17 protein-coding genes are annotated in these 19,293 nt (G+C 34.9%); 10 read left to right on the top strand and 7 right to left on the bottom strand.

What is annotated here, in order from left to right; all coding sequences use genetic code 11:
- Position 1: 1 nt before the first annotated feature.
- The 5 genes from SFA27_RS18880 to SFA27_RS18860 form a co-directional block, all read right to left on the bottom strand.
- Positions 2 to 133, bottom strand: coding sequence for a hypothetical protein (locus SFA27_RS18880; protein WP_407294234.1), 132 nt, complete (start codon positions 131 to 133; stop codon positions 2 to 4).
- Positions 126 to 557: a DUF1016 N-terminal domain-containing protein gene (locus SFA27_RS18875; protein ID WP_407294232.1), complete on the bottom strand. Its 432-nt coding sequence runs from the start codon at positions 555 to 557 to the stop codon at positions 126 to 128. The genes SFA27_RS18880 and SFA27_RS18875 overlap by 8 nt, the downstream gene beginning before the upstream one ends.
- Before the next feature lie 61 nt (positions 558 to 618).
- Positions 619 to 2,373 carry a peptide MFS transporter gene (locus tag SFA27_RS18870; RefSeq protein WP_047377837.1) on the bottom strand — a complete coding sequence of 585 codons (1,755 nt, stop codon included), beginning with the start codon at positions 2,371 to 2,373 and terminating at the stop codon, positions 619 to 621.
- Positions 2,374 to 2,505: 132 nt separating this feature from the next.
- On the bottom strand, positions 2,506 to 4,161 hold the full coding sequence (locus tag SFA27_RS18865; protein ID WP_047377894.1) for a peptide MFS transporter: 1,656 nt from the start codon (positions 4,159 to 4,161) through the stop codon (positions 2,506 to 2,508).
- Positions 4,162 to 4,317: 156 nt separating this feature from the next.
- On the bottom strand, positions 4,318 to 4,686 hold the full coding sequence (locus SFA27_RS18860; protein WP_047377838.1) for a helix-turn-helix domain-containing protein: 369 nt from the start codon (positions 4,684 to 4,686) through the stop codon (positions 4,318 to 4,320).
- 31 nt (positions 4,687 to 4,717) lie between these two features.
- Between SFA27_RS18860 and SFA27_RS18855 the strand changes: the two genes are divergently transcribed.
- From SFA27_RS18855 to SFA27_RS18845, 3 genes are read left to right on the top strand one after another with little or no spacing between them, the layout of a single operon-like run.
- Positions 4,718 to 5,011: a hypothetical protein gene (locus SFA27_RS18855; protein WP_407294229.1), complete on the top strand. Its 294-nt coding sequence runs from the start codon at positions 4,718 to 4,720 to the stop codon at positions 5,009 to 5,011.
- A gap of 49 nt (positions 5,012 to 5,060) precedes the next feature.
- Positions 5,061 to 6,569 carry a thioredoxin domain-containing protein gene (locus tag SFA27_RS18850; protein WP_407294227.1) on the top strand — a complete coding sequence of 503 codons (1,509 nt, stop codon included), beginning with the start codon at positions 5,061 to 5,063 and terminating at the stop codon, positions 6,567 to 6,569.
- 8 nt (positions 6,570 to 6,577) lie between these two features.
- Positions 6,578 to 7,402: a GLPGLI family protein gene (locus SFA27_RS18845; RefSeq protein ID WP_407294225.1), complete on the top strand. Its 825-nt coding sequence runs from the start codon at positions 6,578 to 6,580 to the stop codon at positions 7,400 to 7,402.
- A 67-nt stretch (positions 7,403 to 7,469) separates the two neighbouring features.
- Here the strand turns inward: SFA27_RS18845 and SFA27_RS18840 are convergent, their stop codons facing one another.
- On the bottom strand, positions 7,470 to 9,599 hold the full coding sequence (locus SFA27_RS18840; RefSeq protein ID WP_264519104.1) for a S9 family peptidase: 2,130 nt from the start codon (positions 9,597 to 9,599) through the stop codon (positions 7,470 to 7,472).
- 259 nt (positions 9,600 to 9,858) lie between these two features.
- On the opposite strand from SFA27_RS18840, the gene SFA27_RS18835 reads away from it, so the two are divergent.
- Together SFA27_RS18835 and SFA27_RS18830 are read left to right on the top strand one after the other, a co-directional pair.
- A complete protein-coding gene (locus tag SFA27_RS18835; protein WP_047377895.1) occupies positions 9,859 to 10,332 on the top strand; it encodes a hypothetical protein in 474 nt (157 codons plus the stop codon).
- Between the two features lie 12 nt (positions 10,333 to 10,344).
- Positions 10,345 to 10,527 (top strand): DUF6496 domain-containing protein, encoded by a 183-nt coding sequence (locus SFA27_RS18830; protein WP_407294222.1) that lies wholly within the window; start codon positions 10,345 to 10,347, stop codon positions 10,525 to 10,527.
- Between the two features lie 66 nt (positions 10,528 to 10,593).
- Here the strand turns inward: SFA27_RS18830 and glgP are convergent, their stop codons facing one another.
- Positions 10,594 to 12,258, bottom strand: a complete 1,665-nt coding sequence (gene glgP, locus SFA27_RS18825; RefSeq protein WP_407294221.1) for an alpha-glucan family phosphorylase — start codon at positions 12,256 to 12,258, stop codon at positions 10,594 to 10,596.
- A 204-nt stretch (positions 12,259 to 12,462) separates the two neighbouring features.
- On the opposite strand from glgP, the gene SFA27_RS18820 reads away from it, so the two are divergent.
- The 5 genes from SFA27_RS18820 to SFA27_RS18800 all read left to right on the top strand — a co-directional run bounded on the left by SFA27_RS18820 (position 12,463) and on the right by SFA27_RS18800 (position 19,216).
- Positions 12,463 to 13,260, top strand: a complete 798-nt coding sequence (locus tag SFA27_RS18820; RefSeq protein WP_047377845.1) for a hypothetical protein — start codon at positions 12,463 to 12,465, stop codon at positions 13,258 to 13,260.
- 190 nt (positions 13,261 to 13,450) lie between these two features.
- A complete protein-coding gene (locus SFA27_RS18815; protein WP_047377846.1) occupies positions 13,451 to 15,553 on the top strand; it encodes a T9SS type B sorting domain-containing protein in 2,103 nt (700 codons plus the stop codon).
- Positions 15,554 to 15,641: 88 nt separating this feature from the next.
- Complete coding sequence (locus tag SFA27_RS18810; RefSeq protein WP_407294218.1) at positions 15,642 to 16,232, top strand: DUF1572 family protein; 591 nt, start codon at positions 15,642 to 15,644, stop codon at positions 16,230 to 16,232.
- A 66-nt stretch (positions 16,233 to 16,298) separates the two neighbouring features.
- On the top strand, positions 16,299 to 17,645 hold the full coding sequence (gene mtaB, locus SFA27_RS18805; RefSeq protein ID WP_407294216.1) for a tRNA (N(6)-L-threonylcarbamoyladenosine(37)-C(2))-methylthiotransferase MtaB: 1,347 nt from the start codon (positions 16,299 to 16,301) through the stop codon (positions 17,643 to 17,645).
- A gap of 53 nt (positions 17,646 to 17,698) precedes the next feature.
- The gene (locus tag SFA27_RS18800; protein WP_047377849.1) at positions 17,699 to 19,216 is read left to right on the top strand and encodes an FMN-binding glutamate synthase family protein; all 1,518 of its coding nucleotides are present in this window, start codon (positions 17,699 to 17,701) and stop codon (positions 19,214 to 19,216) included.
- Positions 19,217 to 19,293: the final 77 nt, after the last annotated feature.

Below are 19,293 nucleotides of genomic sequence, written 5' to 3'. Positions count from 1 at the left end.
TCTAATTAAGGGTTTTATCTTTCTGATCCAGTTCAAAACGGATTCTGTCCTGGTCAATAATTTGTTTTAATTCTTCTTCTTTGGGGAGGTACAGCAGGTATTTGCCGGCAAATAAATTGTTTTTATCATTCAAAATCGAAATTGATTTGTCTTTTGAGATCTCTGTAATTCCAGTTATTTTGAACGGATTCGTTGATATAATAATTCATTTTATCAACATTATCCAACCTTATCAACAGTCTGTAGTGAGTCCAGCTCAATTCGTAACACAATGCGCCACATATTGGAAATACATGATAAAAAGAGCGCATATTTCTTAAATTACTTTCATCAAACCCTTTTCCAAATTCTAAAGTAAGCTTCTGAGAAAGCCTTTTGAGCGTATATTTTCCATATTCTGCCCGTTCTTTTCCCTGTTGTTCATCCTCAACAATAAGTTTTCCAATCTGCCAGTAAGTGAACAGTAGAGTAGAATTCGCTATCCGAAAAACTTTTTCGCGCGACTGTCTAATGATTTCCTTTACGGATTGGAATAAAGAATCTTCGGAGATTTCCATCGTACGAAAATAAAAAAAACCTCTGACTTGGCAGAGGTTTTATTATATTTTGTTGATACAATTAGTTTACACCGTGCATCATTTTCTTTAAGATAGGTGAAATTAAACCTAAAATTACAGAAGCAATACCACAAAGTACTACGAATACCATGAAGAATTCAAATAGATTGTGAATTTCAAATCCTACAAAAGTAGGGTTATGTAATGGAAGCTGGGCTTTATCGAAAGCTGCTACCTGATCAGCTGTCAGTGTTACTTTTTTATCCAAAACATCCTGTAAATTAACTCCCAGTTCTTCAGCTTTCTTGAATTTATCACCTGTTGCAGGGATCAGTGCTCCTAATGAACCAGCTAATGCATAACCAGCTGCGTTAGAAATGAAGAAAACACCGTATAATAATGAAGCAAATCTTTTCGGAGCAAGCTTACCAACCAATGATAAACCAATTGGAGAAAGACAAAGCTCACCACAAGTCTGGATGAAATATAGTAACATTAACCATTTGATTGCTAATAATCCTGAGTTTCCAAGATCTTTTACATTGTGTGCAATGATGAAATAAGAAAGAGCGATTAATGCCAATCCCATTGCTTGTTTGAACGGAGATACCGGTTCTTTTCCTTTTGCTCTTAGTTTATCCCAACACAAACTGAAAGGAACAGCTAATAGAACTACGAAAATTCCGTTAAAGATCTGAACCATTGAAGGAGGCATATTCCATCCGAAAATGTTTCTGTCAGTCTGGTTATCTGCGATAAATGTTAATGAAGATCCTGCCTGCTCGAATGCTGCCCAGAAGAAAATAATAAAGAATGATACGATATAGATTACCCAGATTCTTTGTCTTTCAACCTTGTTTTCTGCAGAAGACATAATCAGGAAGGCAAGAGAAATACCTGCTGAATAGATGAAAGGATAAATAATTCCTTTGATCATTTGTCCCATTTCCACTGAGTTGAACCCAAGTTCTCCTACAAGTAAATATCTGAATACAAAGAATAGAGCAACAAATATACCTACAGTAATTCCTAAGGACATCCCTGAGAATTTTGCTGTTTGAGTTTCTCCTTCTTCAAAATCTGCACTTGTATTATTTTTTGGCAATCCTCCGATAGGTCTTCCTTCAGGGGTTACTACATATTTGTTTTTAAGGATAAAGAATGTTATTGTTCCGATTACCATCGCAATAGAAGCAGCTAAGAATCCCCATTTGAAAGCGAAGATATCTCTTACTCCGGTTGCAGCATCTTTTACGTCTCCTACGTATGGACAGATAAACTGACCCAAGAATGCTCCAATGTTGATCCCCATATAGAAAATGGTAAAAGCAGAATCCAGTTTAGATTTTTCCTGCTTTGGATAAAGACTTCCTACCATTGAGGAAATATTCGGTTTGAAGAATCCATTACCAAAAATGATAACGAATAATGCCAGCCACATAATCAGTTTAGCACTTCCAATGTCTGCTGAGAAAGTTGAAGCACTGATAAATAATAAAAACTGGCCAATAGCCATTAATGATCCACCAATGATGATAGCGAATCTGTTTCCGATATACTTATCAGCAATAAATCCTCCTAAAAGAGGTGTTAAATAACATAACGCTAGAAATCCACCATAGATGATTGCAGCATCAGCTTCTTTTATTAATAAGGAATTTACCATGAAGAGCGTCAAAAGTGCTCTCATTCCATAAAAGTTGAAACGCTCCCACATTTCTGTTCCGAAAAGAACCCATAATCCTTTAGGATGCCTGGAATTCTTATTCTCTACAAATTCATCCGGTTTCGGACTCAATGCTTCAATATTATCCATTTCTATTGTTAATTTTTGTTAAGACTGACAAATATAGTTTATTTTGGGTTTTTGGCAAGGTTTTAATTTTATTTTTAAATAAAAAAGCTGCGGAACTAATCCGCAGCTTGCTAATCTTTATAATATCAAGGATTAATGTCCTTTTTCCTTCATAATTTTGTTCAGTCTTTTTAACATAGAAAGACCTAAAAGTGTAGCAAATATTAACAAACCGAAGTTTACAAGGAAATAATTCGTCTTGTTTTCGTAATTATACCACGTACTTGCCAGGATTCCGGAAAGCTTATTTCCCACAGAGTTGGCCAGGAAGAATCCTCCCATCATCAACGCGGTGATCCTTGCAGGAGAGAGTTTGGATACAAAGGAAAGCCCCATTGGAGATAAACATAATTCCCCGATGGTAATTACTCCATAGCTGGCAACAAGCCATAGAGGAGATACTTTTACAGCTCCGTTATCTCCCGCTACCACTGCTAAAACCATTACCAGACATGAAAGTCCGGAAATAAATAGTCCTAAAACAATCTTGGTAGGCGTTAAAGGCTCTTTTCCTTTTCTTCTCAACAATGCCCAGAACCCAACGATCACCGGAGTGAGTGCAATAACCCAGAACGGATTGATAGACTGGAACAGTTCTGTATTGTACAGGTATACCTTATTCTCAGGGTTTTTCTCAAGAGCAGCACGCTGTTCAGGAGAAATGTTTTTGAAATAAACATCTTTCCCCATTTCTTTCTTAGTCTCTCCATTATCATCTTTTTGGGAACGGAATTGATTATCGTAAACCGGTGTTTCTTTGTCCTCATAGCTCTTGCCATCCACCATATAAATTCCTTCCAGTGGTTTTTCAAGAGAAGCAGGAACACTTCTGTCCGTATAATAATTAGCCCATCTCGTTAAAGCGGTACCATTCTGTTTGAAAACAGCCCAGAAGAACATACTGATCAGGAAAACAGAAAGTAATGCTCCAATGGAAGCTTTTTCGTCAGGTTTAGCTTTAAAGTAAAGAGAGGCATAAAAGTAAATTACAGGTACACAGGCAAAAATAAAGGCATCTGTACTGTCACTTCCAAAAATGTTGTTAGGAACAAACCAGCCTATTGCTCCGGCAATAATGGCAGGAACAAATACTTTAAGCATAATTTCCGAAAGTTTGGTATCTCCTTCCTGTACAGGTTTCATCTGTGCAGCATGGATATAATGTTTTCTTCCGATAGTAAAAATCACCATACCGATAAGCATTCCCACTCCGGCAGTGATGAAAGCCTCACCCCAGCCAAATTTATTACGCATAAATGCAGCAATAATGTTACAGATAAATGCTCCGATATTAATTCCCATGTAGAAAATATTATACCCGGAATCTTTATTAGCTTTATAAGGTTCCTCAGAATAAAGGTTCCCTAATAGTGTTGAGATAGTAGGTTTAAAGAAACCATTTCCAATAATAATTAATGCCAATGAAGCATAAAACAGAGGCAAATCTTTAAACACACCCATTCCTATATATCCGGCAGCCATTAAAAAGCCTCCCAGATAAATAGATTTAATATATCCTAAAACTCTGTCTGCCAGGAATCCACCAATAAAGGGAGTCAGATAAGTTAAGGCAATGTAAGTTCCGAAAATGTCATCAGCAGTTTTATCCGGAAGCCCAAGTCCGCCTTTCATACCCGTAGGTTCAATAACGTACAGAACAAAGATTCCAAGAATCAGGTAATACCCGAAACGCTCCCACATTTCTGTAAAAAAGAGGAAGGGAAGCCCTTTAGGATGTTTAGTCTTCATATATTCAATTTTCAAATTTCCCAAAAATAGGTTTTTAATTTTAATTGATAAAATAAATAATACTTGCCTAAATGATTAATGAAATAAATAAAAAAGTCCCTTTCAGGAAAACTGAAAGGGAAGTTAATTGTTCATAAATCATAATATAAATCTCACCTAAAAACCATTTTGAGATTTTAATACTTGATTTTCTTCTTTTAATTCGTGAATCTTTTGTTTTAGAAAACCAATATAGTCTTGTAAGTTTTCAATTAATGAGTAATTGAGATTTTGTGTGTACTGATATTGAGATGTGTCTTTGAAAGTGGAATTTTTACTACTTACTAGTCTTTCGTCCTCTTCTTTAATCTCAGAAATAGGAACGTTGAGAGCCTCAGCTATTTTCTTCCATTCTTCTTCATGTATCCTTACTTCACCCCGTTCTTTTCTGGAATAATTTGAAGGATCAGTAGATAAAATTCTTGCCATCTTCTCTTGAGAGATGCCTTTGAGTTTCCTTAGGTTTTTTAGTTTTTCTTGCTTCATGGTTCTAATGTCTATTGCAAATATGCAAAACATGTACATTTTCTGCAAAAAATCTGCCAAAAAATCGCCTGATATATTTCTCTTATTAGAGATTTTAATTTATAGTTTTGAAAAGTCAATAATGACCGGAATATTAAAAGAAAAATTTATGAAAAAGAACGCTTTAAAATTGAAGAAAGCAAGCCTTTCAAGAAATGAGTTAAGAACATTAACTGGAGGAAGATTACCTGAAGATCCAATTGATGGAGGAGCAGAATGTGGATGTCTACAAGCAGGTTGCCCTGGAGACGGGAGTGCAAGATGTGGAGGAAGAGGATGTTGTTAAAATCACAATCAGCAATGAATTTTCATTGCTGATTATTTTTTAAGTATTTATGAAGAAAAATATTAATATACTAAATAGCTATTTAAATCTTATAGATATTCATATTGATAAAACCGAATTTGAATATCAGTTAAATGGTCATCCAGAATTTCCTAATATTCTGTCTTTTTCTGATACACTCCACTTTTTTAATATTGATTGCTCAATTTATGAAATAGAAGAAGAAGATGTGGATTTATTACCTGAAAATTTTCTTTCAATTAATGAGGGGGATTTTAAATTAGAAGAAAAGAAAAATTATGATATTACAAGTTCTAAAGTTGTTCTATTAGTTGATAAATCGGAAAGTTCTTACAATAATAAAAAGAAAAATAATTTCTTTTTATGGAGCCTGCTTCTATTAGGAGCTCTTGTTTTTTCTATTTTATCGATAGAATTTTCTATTTTTTATATAGGTGTACTATTTTTATCATTTTCATTTTTAGGAGTTTTTCTTTCTTATGAAGCATATAAAAAAACTCATGGAAAAGGAACCATAATACCATTGGGTGTATGTAAAAATAAAGTTTTGAAGACAGATTGTGATTATGTATTTAATTATAAGAAATGGAAATCTTTTGATATATCGGAAGTCTCTTTATTGTTCTTTTTTTCTCAAATTCTTACATTCATTGTTTTAGCAATATATAAAGATTTAAACTTTTATTATTTTGTTTATAAGTATATATTTTATTTGTTTGTTCCTGTTTCATTTGTTTCAATGTACTATCAGGTTTTTGTTATTAAAAAACTTTGTCCTGTTTGCATAGGAATTATACTTTGTGTGTATGCGCAATTAGGACTTTTATACTTTTTACCAAAATCATTAGAAGAGATCAATCCTTTTTCTGCAGTTTTATATCTGCTTTTTGTTTTAGCTGCTGCACTGTTTCTTCTTTATTTGAAGGAAAAAATAACATGGATTAATAAACTGAAAGAAGATATTATTAAAATTTCAAAATTTAAAAGAAATTATTCTTTTTTTAGAAATAATCTTTCAATCCAAAAGAAAACACTTAATGATGATTTTTTGAATTCTTTTAATTTTGGAAATACTGATTCTACTCTAACATTAACTTTAGTTACAAACCCCTCATGTAAATATTGCAAAGAGTTTTATCCAACATTCATGAGAATCGTAAACAATTATAGTACTAAAATTAATATTCGTCTTGTACTGGATGCAGATTTAGATAACTTTACTGAAGAATTACGTTCTATATATATACATTTAGCTTGTATTTATCAAAACTCTGAAGACAAAACAACTTTTTTTGTAGCTTTGGAAGATTGGTATACTACAAGAGCTGATAAAAAAGAAATTAATAATTGGAATAATAAATACTCTCATTTGTTCAATAATCAGGATAATGTTATTTCTATTTTGAACAATCAGAAAAAATGGAGGAATATTAATGATATTAATTTTACGCCGGATATTTTTATCAATGGTTATCAATTTCCTATAGAATATGACAGAGCCGATTTAGAATATTTCTTATCTGAAATGATTGACTAAATTAAACTATGAAAAAACTATTATTTTTATTATTGGGAACATTCACCTGTTTTGCTCAAAGCAACAGATTTGTATATGATGTTGTATCTAAGAAAGACTCCACTTCAAAAAATCTTATCAAAGAAAATTTTAATCTGGATATTTCTAAAGATGAAATGAAATATTATAATAGAATATATTATATCAATGATTCAATATTTGCGACTAAAAATCAATATGGATTTAAAGGGTATAAACAGACTTCATTTCTGATTAAAAAAAATAATACTAATGAATATCAAAACTATGAATATATAGGAGATGTGAATTTTTATAAAATTGATGGAAAGGCTGAACAGAACTGGAAAATTACTGATAGTATCAAGATAGTTGATGAACTTCATCTTCAAAAGGCAACAACCCAATTTGGAGGAAGAAGTTGGGTAGCATGGTTTTCTAAGGATATCCCCATTCCTTATGGTCCCTATAAATTTTATGGATTACCAGGGCTCATTGTAGAGTTGTATGACATAAAAAAAGACTACCATTTCAAAATTATAAAGAGCGAAAAGATTACAGAGGATTATAAACAGGTTTCGTTAGAAAACTCTATTTCCAGAGCAATTCCCGTTAATCAGGCTAAACTGGATAAATTGAAATTAGAATTATATGAGAGTCCTTTTAAATATATAATGAATGGAAGACTCGTATTGACTGAAGGAAAAAAACTAGAACTTGAAGACGGCACCATTCTAACCAAAGAACAGCTGAAACCCGCCGAAGCCAACGAAAGAAAAAAAATAAAATCTTTTAATAATCCTATAGAACTGGATAAAGCTGTAAAATATCCTTAACGAATCCCACTAAAAAAACCTTTCAGAACTTCTGAAAGGTTTTTTTATTTAGATATAATTATAATCCTTATAAGTTATTCAGGATGAAATCCGTCATTTTCTGATACAGCTGTGGTCTCGTCTGTCCTCCATAGATTCCGTGGTTTTTATCCGGGTAAGCCATGAAATCAAACTGTTTTTTATTTTGAATCAAAGCTTCAGAGAATTCCATAGAGTTCTGAAAGTGAACATTGTCATCTGCAGTTCCGTGAATCAGAAGGAATTTACCTTTCAATAGGTTTGCATATTCTGTAGGAGAGTTTTTATCATATCCATCAGGGTTTTCCTGAGGAGTTCTCATAAATCTTTCCGTGTATACGGAGTCATAATATCTCCAGTTGGTTACCGGTGCTACAGCAATTCCCATTTTGAAAACATCTGCGCCTTTAGTCATTGCCAGACTGGTCATATAACCACCGAAGCTCCATCCGAACATTCCGATTCTGCTTTTGTCAACATAAGTTTGGTTTCCAAACCACTTCGCTGCAGTGATCTGATCTTCAATCTCATACTTTCCTAAATTCATATACGTTACTTTCTTGTATTTTGCTCCTTTGTACCCGGTTCCACGGCCGTCTACACAAGCTACGATATATCCTTTTTGAACAAGATGATTGAACCACATTGCATTTCCGTTATCCCATGAGTTGGTAACCTGCTGAGAGCCCGGTCCGGAATACTGGAACATAAATAAAGGATACTTTTTATTCGGATCAAAGTTTTTAGGCTTCATAATCCATGCATTCATCTGATCACCAACAGCATTAGGAATGGTGATGAATTCTTTTTCAACAAAATTATCTGTTTTTAATTTCTGTAACTGATCATTGTTGTTCTGAAGTTCTTTTACCGCTTTCCCGTTTCCGTCTTTTAAAACATAAGTGTAAGGTTTTGCTGCTGTAGAAGAAGTTTCAATGAAATAATTATAATTCTTGCTGAAATTGGCAGAATTGTTTCCTTCTGCATTGGAGATCAGCTGAGATTTTCCGTTTTCAATATTTACTTTGGAAACAACCTTATTGATACTTCCTTTTTCAGTAGTCTGAACGAAGATTTCTTTCGATTTTGGATTGAAACCATAATAGTCTGTTACTTCCCAGTTTCCTTTTGTGATCTGCTTTTTAAGCTTACCATCTTTGTCATACCAGTAAAGGTGGCGATTTCCGTCTCTTTCAGAAGCCCAAAGGAAAGAATCATCTTCAAGGAATTCCAGAGTAGGGCTGTCCGTATCGATCCATTTGTCATCCGTTTCAGTAAATAATTTCTGAACTGCCCCTGTTTTGGTATTTACTTTTAAAATATCTGAAGCATTCTGAATTCTCTCAGAAGTAATTAAAACAATTTCATCCGCTTTTGCAGTCTGGAATACATTCGGGATATAGTAGTTTTTGAAAGAACCTAAGTTCAATTGCATTGTTTTCCCGTTATCAAGACGGTATAGCTGTGCTGAAACCACAGAGTTTTTCTCGCCAGCTTTTGGGTATTTATAGCGCATTTCAGCCGGGTAAAGACTTTTTCCGTAGATGGGAATATAGATTTCCGGTACCTGCCCTTCGTCAGATTTTACAAATACGATTGCATCAGAATTCTTCGTCCATTCATATTGTCTTGCATGTCCGAATTCTTCCTCATAAACCCAATCTGCCAAGCCATTCAGGATTGAATTCTTTTTACCGTCAGTAGTAATCTGTGTGATTTTTCCTGAGTTAAGGTCCTGATAGAATAAATTGTTGTCAGAAATAAATGCCACTTTTGTAGCATCAGGTGAAAATGTGGGCTCCTGAACTGTTTTACCTTCATTGAGGCTGATTACTTTTCCGGATTTTAAATCTTTTACATCGAATTTTCCTAAGAAAGAATGTCTGTAAATAGGCTGGCTTCCTGTCTGTAAAAGGATTTTAGATTCATCATCAGAAAAAATATAGCTTTCAAATCTTCCGTCCACAAGATTTCCTTCTTTCTGTGAAGTTTTATAAGAATATTTTGCAATTCCAGTTGGTTCAATCACAAGATAGTTTTCTCCGTTTTTCATGGAAGTAATTCCTGCGATTCCTTTTCCACGGTAATATCCTGAATATATTTTATCTAAAGTAATATCCTGTGCTGATACATTTTGGAATATAGCAGCAACAGTAAGAGTTAATAGGAGTTTTTTCATTTTCAATTTTAATGATTCCAAATTTAATAATTCTTACTTACATAACCATATAAAATACAAAATCAGGATAGCAAGTCCTGATTTTGTATTTTAATTAAGCTTCATGCCTTGTTCCCGGATCTTCTGTTTCCGGCGGATAATAGCCTTCAGGAACACAGAAAAGGTATTAAAAAATATTCATTAATGAAATTTGTTAAAAAAGGCAATTTGGCAAAAAAATTGAATATATAATAAGTATAAATCAAATCAAATGATAATTATGGAAACGAATGCATACAACCAGAAACTGAACCGTTATGTATTAAACGATCAGATTGTTTATACAGGTTTTTCCAGTTTTAATGACGCAGAAGAGTGCGCTCATAAAAAAGGAGGAACATTGGTGGAAGTAGTGTTTAGAGATGGGAATGATAACCCTGAAATTACTGATGAAGCAGGTTTGATAGAGAAAAAAATTCATTACCATGTGTATGCAGGCGATGAATACAAATTTATTCACTCCTCAGATCCGGGATTCAGAAAATATGCGGATGAACTGCAGAAAATTAAAGCAAGAAATGATAAAACCAGCCCGGATGAGCGGTATTTTGCCAATTTTGAAATTGAAAATATAGAAGACCCGATTATTGTGATCAAAAATGATCATTTTGAATCGGTAACATCGAGAGAGCGTTCAAAGTATTTGAAACATGCCTGCGTTTATGAATTAGGGGTTTCCCTGCCAAAATCTTAAAAAAATCAGATCATGAGCAAAACGAAATATTCAGACAAAGCTCAGGACAAAGTAGGAAAAGTAATGCACGAATTCAAGGAAGGAAAACTGAAATCTTCTTCCGAAAAGAAAGTGACAGACAGAAAGCAAGCCATAGCCATCGGTATTTCTGAAGCAAGAGAAAAAGGACTGAAAGTACCTGCAAAGAAAAAGTAAATAAACCATAAAAAAGCCCGGAAATTTTTCCAGGCTTTTTATGAGATGTAGAATTTTGTATTCTCTCTATTTCGCTTCATTATAAAGCACTCTGTAATATTCATCTGCCATCCTGTCGCTGTTGAAATGATCTTTCACATCATTCATTGCATTATGCTGGATTTTTCTCCATTGGTCAGGATGATCATAATAGGTGGGAAGAATTTCGTTTTCAAGGATTTCATATAATTTGTTTAAATCATAATTGTCCTGTTCATAAATGCTCATATTCATATAATCTGCTTTCGGAACGACGAAAGAGTTTTCTCTGTGTTTGGCAAATTCCGGGATCCAGCCATCATCAGTGGATAAATTCACTGAACCATTCATAGCAGCTGTCATACCGGACGTTCCTGAAGCTTCTCTTGGAACTCTGGGATTGTTAAGCCATAGATCTGAACCTTGTTTTAACGATTTACTTAAAGAAAGTTCATACCCGATAAGAACAGCTATATTTTTATGATTTTTACTTTCTTCAACCAAAGTATTGAATGTGGAAATAGCAGAGTAATCCATTGGGTAAGGTTTTCCTGCCCAAATGATCTGCACCGGATATTTCGGATTGTTCAGAAGCCTGTAAAACCTTTCTTTATCATGTAAAAGAAGTTCCGCTCTTTTGTAGCCTGCAAATCTTCTGGCCCAGACAATGGTAAAGATATTAGGGTTAAATAAATTTCCTGTTTGATCTGCAACAATACTGAACAGTTTTTTCTTTAAATACTTTTTACGGTAATCAAAAACGGTTGCATCATTTTCGTCTTTGGCGTTGTACAAAGGTTTATCAGACCAATATTTAAATTCCTGCGCATTCGTGATAGATGTAATTTCACAGATATCGGGATATTTATTCCACATGGCTCTGGAAACCACACCATGAAGCTGAGAAACTCCATTGGCAATTCTGGCCATCCTTAATGCACAAAGAGAATGGTTGAAACGGTCATCATCTGAACCTTCAATCTTTTTTACTTCTTCCATGCTGTAGCCGGAGAAATAGGACATATCGTAACATAATCTGAAACTATGTTTTTCATTTCCTGCTTCTTCAGGAGTATGCGTGGTGAAAACCAGCTTTTCCTTCACTTTATTGAGGTCACCGTTATATTTTTTCAACAGGTAAAAGGCTGCAGGAAGTCCATGAGCTTCGTTAAGGTGGTAAACATCTCTTTCAATATTCAATTCATCCAATAGCTTGGCTCCTCCTTTTCCTAATAAAATATATTGAGCAAGTTTGGTAGACTCATTGGCGTCATATAATTTGTGACAGATTGTTTTGGAAACGTGATCATTTTCCGGAACATCTGTGGAAAGAAAAAACATAGGTGCCGTATTGAAAGTTTCAGGATCAAGGTACCATACTTTTACCCAAACCGGAGCACTGTGGATTTCGATTTGAAATTTTATTCCGGTGTCTTCCAGAAAGCTGTACATTTTTCTCGTCCATACAGGCTGTAAAGTCTGATCATGATTTCTTGCCTGATCATAATAACCAAATTTCCACAGAATGCCGATTCCTATAAGGTCCTGCTTAAGGTTATAAGCACTTCTCATATGAGATCCTGCGAGAAAGCCAAGTCCTCCCGAATATATTTTAAGTACTTGCTCAAGAGCAAACTCCATCGAGAAATAGGCGGTTTTTTTGGAATATTGAGGATTGATATTGTAGGGTATTCTGAAATTCCTAAAATCCATAAATGTGCGTTTGTGTTAGAAAAAGACAAAGGTATTAATTATGAAAATAAACTTTACATTAATTAACAGATAATTTAATTTTAAAACTAGGCGTTGAATTGTTTTTTTACTTACCTTTAAGTGTGTAAAATTTTGATTATCAAAAACTTTTAACGATGAAAGCCCATGGCCGCATGTGTTCTTAATTAAATAAAAATATCACACATGAAAAAGACGTTTTCTGAGGAAGATCTGATAAAGAATCTGAGCTTATATTACCTGAACAGGCATTTGAAAAAAAAGCCCATGGAAAAGTATCACCGTACCATAGACGAATCTCCGCTTCATGATCGTGAAAAATACAGAAAGAAATCTGAGATTCTTCTTCTCAATTCCTTTATGCATCATTTCCCCGATGTTAAATTTGAAAACCTTACCTGCGAAAGTCCGGACTTTATCGCAAAGCTAAACGACAAAAAAATCGGAATAGAACTGACTGAAGTAATCAACCATCTGGAAATGAAGAAAGTGGAAAGTACTTTGAACAAGATGTTCCGTCAGGCAGAAATATTATTAGAACAGGAAGACACTACGAAATATCGTGGTGTTTATTTTTTAGAATTCCACCCGGAAACTAAATTTGATAATCTTGAAATACAGCAGGAAAATATCATTAATATCTATAAAAGCATCAAAAGAAATAAAACTGTGGGCTGTGTAAAAAGCATAAGAAAATCTTTTCACCGTAGAAATGTCTTCATCACCCACGAATACAACATGAACCTTTTTGATGAACTCTGCTCGGAAAAAATACTGGAACTCATTGAAAAGAAAAATGAAAAATTTCCTTACTATGATACCTCGGTGGATGAATGCTGGCTGGTGATTGTATCAGATATGAATTCTATTGCTTCAAGATATACCTTTATTCAGGATAAAGAGCATTTAACAGAAGTGAAAAGCCCTTTCCACAAAATATTTCACCTCGAAAATCTGTGTGGTAATATTACAAGTATAAAATAAAATTTTGTGTTTGGTTATTTTTTTCTTTAATCTAAAATAATATGAATAATATTGAATTATTTAGGACTTTAATTTAAAATAGTTTAAAATTATCTGGATTTTATTGTTTGTAATTAAAATATGGGTATATTTGGTGTACGTTGAATATCAATACGATGTATAACTAATAAACCATAAAAACATGTAATCTATGAGAAAATTTTTACTTTTTATACTTCTGTGCATCTCTCATACTTATTATTCTCAGGCAGATTGTGCTACCGCATTGTCCGTTTGCGGAAACTCAAATATCACTTATAGTCCCACGGGATATGGTAATATAAAAGAATTAGTAAACTCCGGAAGTTGTATAGACTTTACCGGAGAGCACAATTCTATCTGGTACAAAATTACGATTGCTACTGGAGGCACCCTTACTTTTGATCTGGTTCCGAATAATCCGGATGCCGATTATGACTGGGCAATTTTTGGCCCTAATGTAACCTGTGGAAGCTTAGGCTCACCAATACGTTGTAATGCAGCAACAGTTATCGGGCCTGGTCCTGCTACAGGATTAAATATGACAAGTACTCTTTTAAGTGCTGCCGGAGGTTCTCTGACTCCTTACTGCAGATATATGGATGTTTTACCAGGACAAACGTATTATTTGTTTATTGATAACTGGGTAAGCAGTACCAGCTCTACAACCGCTCCGTTTTCTTTGACATGGGGTGGAACTGCTACACTGGCTTCACCGTTTACAGACCCTAATATCCAGACGCAGCCATTTAATCCTCCTGGAATTCCGGCGGCTAATCCTGCCGATCCAAGAGAAGTGGTAATATGCTCAAGTACAGCTCTGTTTGATTTTTCTACACTGTCTGCAGGAATTCTTAATGGAAATCAAAACTTTAATGTAAGTTATCATCTGAGTCAGAATGATGCTTTAACAGGGAATAATCCTATTACAGCTCCTATTACAGTAAATACAACTACTGTTTACTATTACAGTATCAATTATACCGATCCTACCAATGCCACCAATCCGCTTAATAAATGTAAACAGGTTGGAACGTTTAAATTCAAAGACGGTTCTATTACGGTTAAAAATGCAACATTAACCCAATGTAACAATAATAATGCAGGTACAGCTTTATTTGATTTAACCACAGCAGATGTCATTGGAAACCCGAATGTCACTAAAAAATATTATCATACGATGGCAGACCTCAATGCCGGAGTCAATGAGATTACTACCCCTATGGCATTTGTCTCTGCAGAAGGGATTATTTATGTAAAAGTCATTTCTGAATTTGGCTGTACCGCGGTTGCACAGATCACTTTGAAGTTTTATCCGGTAGTCGTTGTGAATGAAGCGACATTAAGATCATGTTTCATAGAGGGTAATCCATCCACTGCATCTTTCAATCTTGTAAATGCTTCAGTAACAGGTCAGACGAATCCTACCAAAAAATATTATCCTTCAATGACGGATGCTGTCAATCAGACTAACGAGATTCTGAATGCCAATAATTATATTGCCCCTAATGGATTTGTATATGTAAGAGTTTCCAATGCTCAGGGATGCTATACAGTAGCCAGAATTACCTTAGTAGTTATTGAGCCGGTATATTCTGCTACTCTTAAAGATGTAACCATTTGTGCAGAAGATCAGACCACGTTGGATGCAGGTGCAGGATTCAAAAGTTATGAATGGAGTACAGGAGCCACTACCCAAACGATCAAAGCAGGAATTGGTGTATATTGGGTAAAACTTAAAACCGGAGAATGTATTGCAACACAAACGGTAAAAGTACTCCCTTCTGAACAGCCGGTTGTTTCCGGAATTGATATCTCGAATAATACAATTACTGTATCTGTAATAGGAGGGAATCCGGCATATAAATATTCAATAGACAATATCATTTGGCAGGACTCCAATATTTTTAATAACCTTTCGAGAGGTGATCATAAAGTATATGTAAAAGATGCTTATGATTGTGATCCTATAGAAATAGGAATTGTTGTTCCTAATTTAATCAATGTAATTACTCCTAATGCAGATGGAATAAATGATGTGATTGACTATTCTGCATTGGCCAATAAGCAAAACCTGATCATGAATGTTTTTGACCGTTATGGAAACAAAATTTTCCAGGCAGACAGATCAAATGGTTATAAATGGGATGGTACCCAGGGAGGAAGAAGAGTACCTACCGGAACTTACTGGTATTCTATTACATGGAATGAAAATGATAAAAATAATACAGCAATCAAATTTACAGGTTGGGTATTGGTAAAAAACAGAGAATAACAATAAATATAATACATAGATAAAACCACTTCAAACGAAGTGGTTTTTATTTTTAAAAGTTTTTAAATTAGTTATCAAAATAGAAAAAATGAAAGATCTGTTTGTAAAACGTTTTGAATATTATAAATCCCTGGGAGATAAGACATTTGATCAGCTTACTGATGAACAGATGTTCTGGCAGTATAATGAGGAGAGTAATTCTATTGCCGTCATTGTGAAACATATTGCAGGAAATATGCTTTCAAGATGGACCAATTTTCTGACTGAAGACGGAGAAAAATCATGGCGTAACCGAGATGGAGAGTTTGTCAATACATTTACTACAAAAGAACAGGTGCTGGATTTTTGGGAAAAAGGATGGAAATGTTTTTTTGATGCTCTTGAAAAGATAAATGATGATAATATGTATTCAACAACTTATATCAGAGGGGAAGCTCACCCGGTTATAGATGCGGTTCTCCGCCAGCTGGCTCACTATCCCTACCATATCGGTCAGATGGTTTATATCGCGAAGATGATAAAAAATGAAGATTGGAATACACTGTCTATTGCCCGAAACCGTTCTCAGGAGTTTAATACAGAAATGAAAACTAAGTTTTTAAGCAGTGAACAGGATACCAATTCGTCCCCCGTCTGCTTTCAAAACAGTCCTGAAGTAAGGGATGAATATAAACAATAGATTGAATCAATCTTGGATTCTTATTAAAATTACTATCTTTGCACCCATAAAATTCAGGAGTAACAAATGTCTACTTTTCATAGAACTGCCGCGTTTCATACACTTGGCTGCAAATTGAACTTTGCAGAAACATCTACTATTGCCCGTCAATTAACAGATGCAGGTTATGATAAGGTAAGTTTTGATGATAAAGCGAATGTGTATGTTATCAATACATGTTCCGTGACAGAAAATGCTGACCGTGAGTGTAAAATGCACGTAAAAAGAGCAATGAAAGCCAATCCGGAAGGGCTGGTCGTTATTGTTGGGTGCTATGCGCAATTGAAACCTGAAGAAATTTCACAAATTGAAGGTGTTGACCTTGTTTTAGGAGCAAAAGAAAAATTCAATATTCTAAGCTACCTTGACGATTTAGAGAAATCTGAGAGTGAAGGAGTAGTTCACTCATGTGAAATTGAAGAAACAGACTTCTTTATCGGAAGTTATTCTATTGGAGACAGAACAAGAGCTTTTCTGAAAGTACAGGATGGCTGTGACTATAAATGTACCTATTGTACGATTCCGTTAGCAAGAGGAATCTCTCGTTCCGATACTATTGAAAACGTTCTCAGAAATGCCACTGAAATTGCTGCAAAAGACATCAAAGAAATTGTTCTTACAGGGGTGAATATCGGTGATTATGGTAAAGGAGAATTCGGAAATAAAAGACACGAGCATACTTTCCTTGATCTTATTTCAGAACTGGATAAAGTAGAAGGGATTGAAAGAATCCGTATATCTTCTATTGAACCCAACCTTTTGAAAGATGAAAGTATTGAACTGGTTTCTAAAAGTAAAAGCTTTGTTCCACATTTTCACATCCCGTTACAGTCCGGAAGCGATGATCTCTTGAAAAAGATGAAACGCCGTTACCTGACAAAATTGTATAATGACAGAGTAAATAAGATCCGCGAGGTAATGCCTCATGCGGCTATTGGTGTAGATGTTATTGTAGGGTTTCCGGGAGAAACAGAGGAGAAATTTATGGAAACTTATAATTTCCTTAATGAACTTCCTATTACTTATCTTCACGTATTTACTTATTCTGAAAGAGAAAATACAGAGGCTGCTGCAATGGAAGGTGTTGTTCCGGTAGCTGAAAGAAAAAAACGTAATAAAATGCTTAGAATTCTTTCTGAAAAGAAGAAAATGGCATTCTATCAGGCACAACTTGGAAAATCGCTTCCTGTTCTTTGGGAGCACGAAAATAAAGACGGGAAAATGTTTGGCTTCACAGAAAACTATGTGAGAGTTCAGAAAGACTTTGATCCTGCATCAGTAAACAAAATCGAATTTCTAAATTTAGAAAAAATCCTGTCAGATGGCACGGTTTCAGTGCAATCTTCCTACCAAAATTTTTTAGCAAAAGCATAGGCTCTTTGCAAAATTTCCACTAAATTTATTTTTAAACTTTAAATACTACATTCATGAGAGATAAGTTTTTATCTTGGGGAATTGTATTAGTAGTTGCTACATGGATTATAGCACTGCTGATCAGAACGCATTACTGGATACCAACGCTGTTATCCGCAATCTATGCATTAGGTGTATACAATGCTTACCAGTCGAAACATGCTATTTTGAGGAACTTTCCTGTATTGGGATACTTCAGGTATTTTTTCGAGAGTATTTCACCTGAAATGCAGCAATACTTTATTGAGAGGGAGACAGACGGGAAACCATTTCCAAGAAATCAGCGTTCTGCGGTATACAGACGTGCAAAAAATTTAAGTGATACCGTAGCTTTTGGTACACAGCTGGAGGTGAATCACAGAAAATACGAAGGGATCAAGCATTCTATTTATGCAAAATCACCATCAGAAGAACTTCCGAGAGTATGGGTAGGAGGAGAGCAATGTACACAGCCTTATCACGCTTCTTTATTTAATATCTCAGCTATGAGTTTCGGGGCATTGAGCGACAGAGCTCAGATTTCCCTGAACAGAGGCGCCAAAAAAGGAAACTTTTATCACAATACAGGAGAAGGAGGAATTTCACCCCACCATATGGAAGGAGGTGATTTATGCTGGCAGATCGGAACAGGATACTTTGGATGTCGTGATGAAGAAGGAAAGTTCAATCCGGAGCTTTTTGAAAAATATGCTACACTTCCTAATGTTAAAATGGTGGAAATTAAATTATCACAGGGAGCAAAACCAGGACATGGAGGAGTGCTTCCGGGGGTAAAGAATACTCCGGAAATTGCAGCGATCCGTCATGTAACACCAGGAATGACTGTTATTTCACCACCATCACACACATCATTCTCTGATGCTGCAGGATTGCTGAGGTTTGTACAGCAGCTTAGAGAGCTTTCAGGAGGAAAACCTGTAGGATTTAAGCTTTGTATAGGAGATACCAAAGAATTTGAAGATGTTTGTGTCCAAATGAATGTATTGAAGATTTATCCTGACTTTATTACCATAGACGGAGCTGAAGGAGGAACAGGAGCGGCACCACCAGAATTCTCAGATGGAGTAGGAATGCCATTAGAACCGGCTTTGATATTTGTGAACAGAACACTTAATAACTATAATTTAAGAAATAAATTAAGAGTTATTGCAAGTGGTAAGGTTCTTACGAGCTTAGATATTCTTAGAGCTGTTGCAATGGGGGCAGATATGTGTAATAATGCCAGAGGATTTATGTTCTCTTTAGGATGTATCCAGGCATTGAGATGTAACTCAAACAACTGTCCTACAGGAGTTGCTACACAGGATAAAATGCTTATTAAAGGACTTGATGTAACGGATAAGGCAGAAAGAGTATACCATTTCCATAAAAATACACTTCATACCTGCAACGAACTGATTGCCGCAGCGGGAAGAAGTTCTTATGAAGAAGTAGATGCTACCATGTTTATGAGAGGAGATGAATTTGACCACCTTGCAGACCTTTACTTTCCAGATATTTTAGGAAATGTGAAACAGAAGGCAAGAACCTAATTCTGATAACCGTATAGATATAAATAAACCCCACAATAATCATTGTGGGGTTTTTATTATTTTATTTAAACTTTTAT

Source organism: Chryseobacterium sp. HR92 (genome assembly GCF_045689405.1).
In the GTDB taxonomy this organism is placed as follows: Bacteria; Bacteroidota; Bacteroidia; order Flavobacteriales; family Weeksellaceae; genus Chryseobacterium; species Chryseobacterium viscerum_A.
Note: the sequence above shows the minus strand (reverse complement) of the source record. Positions and strands in the feature narration are given on the sequence as shown.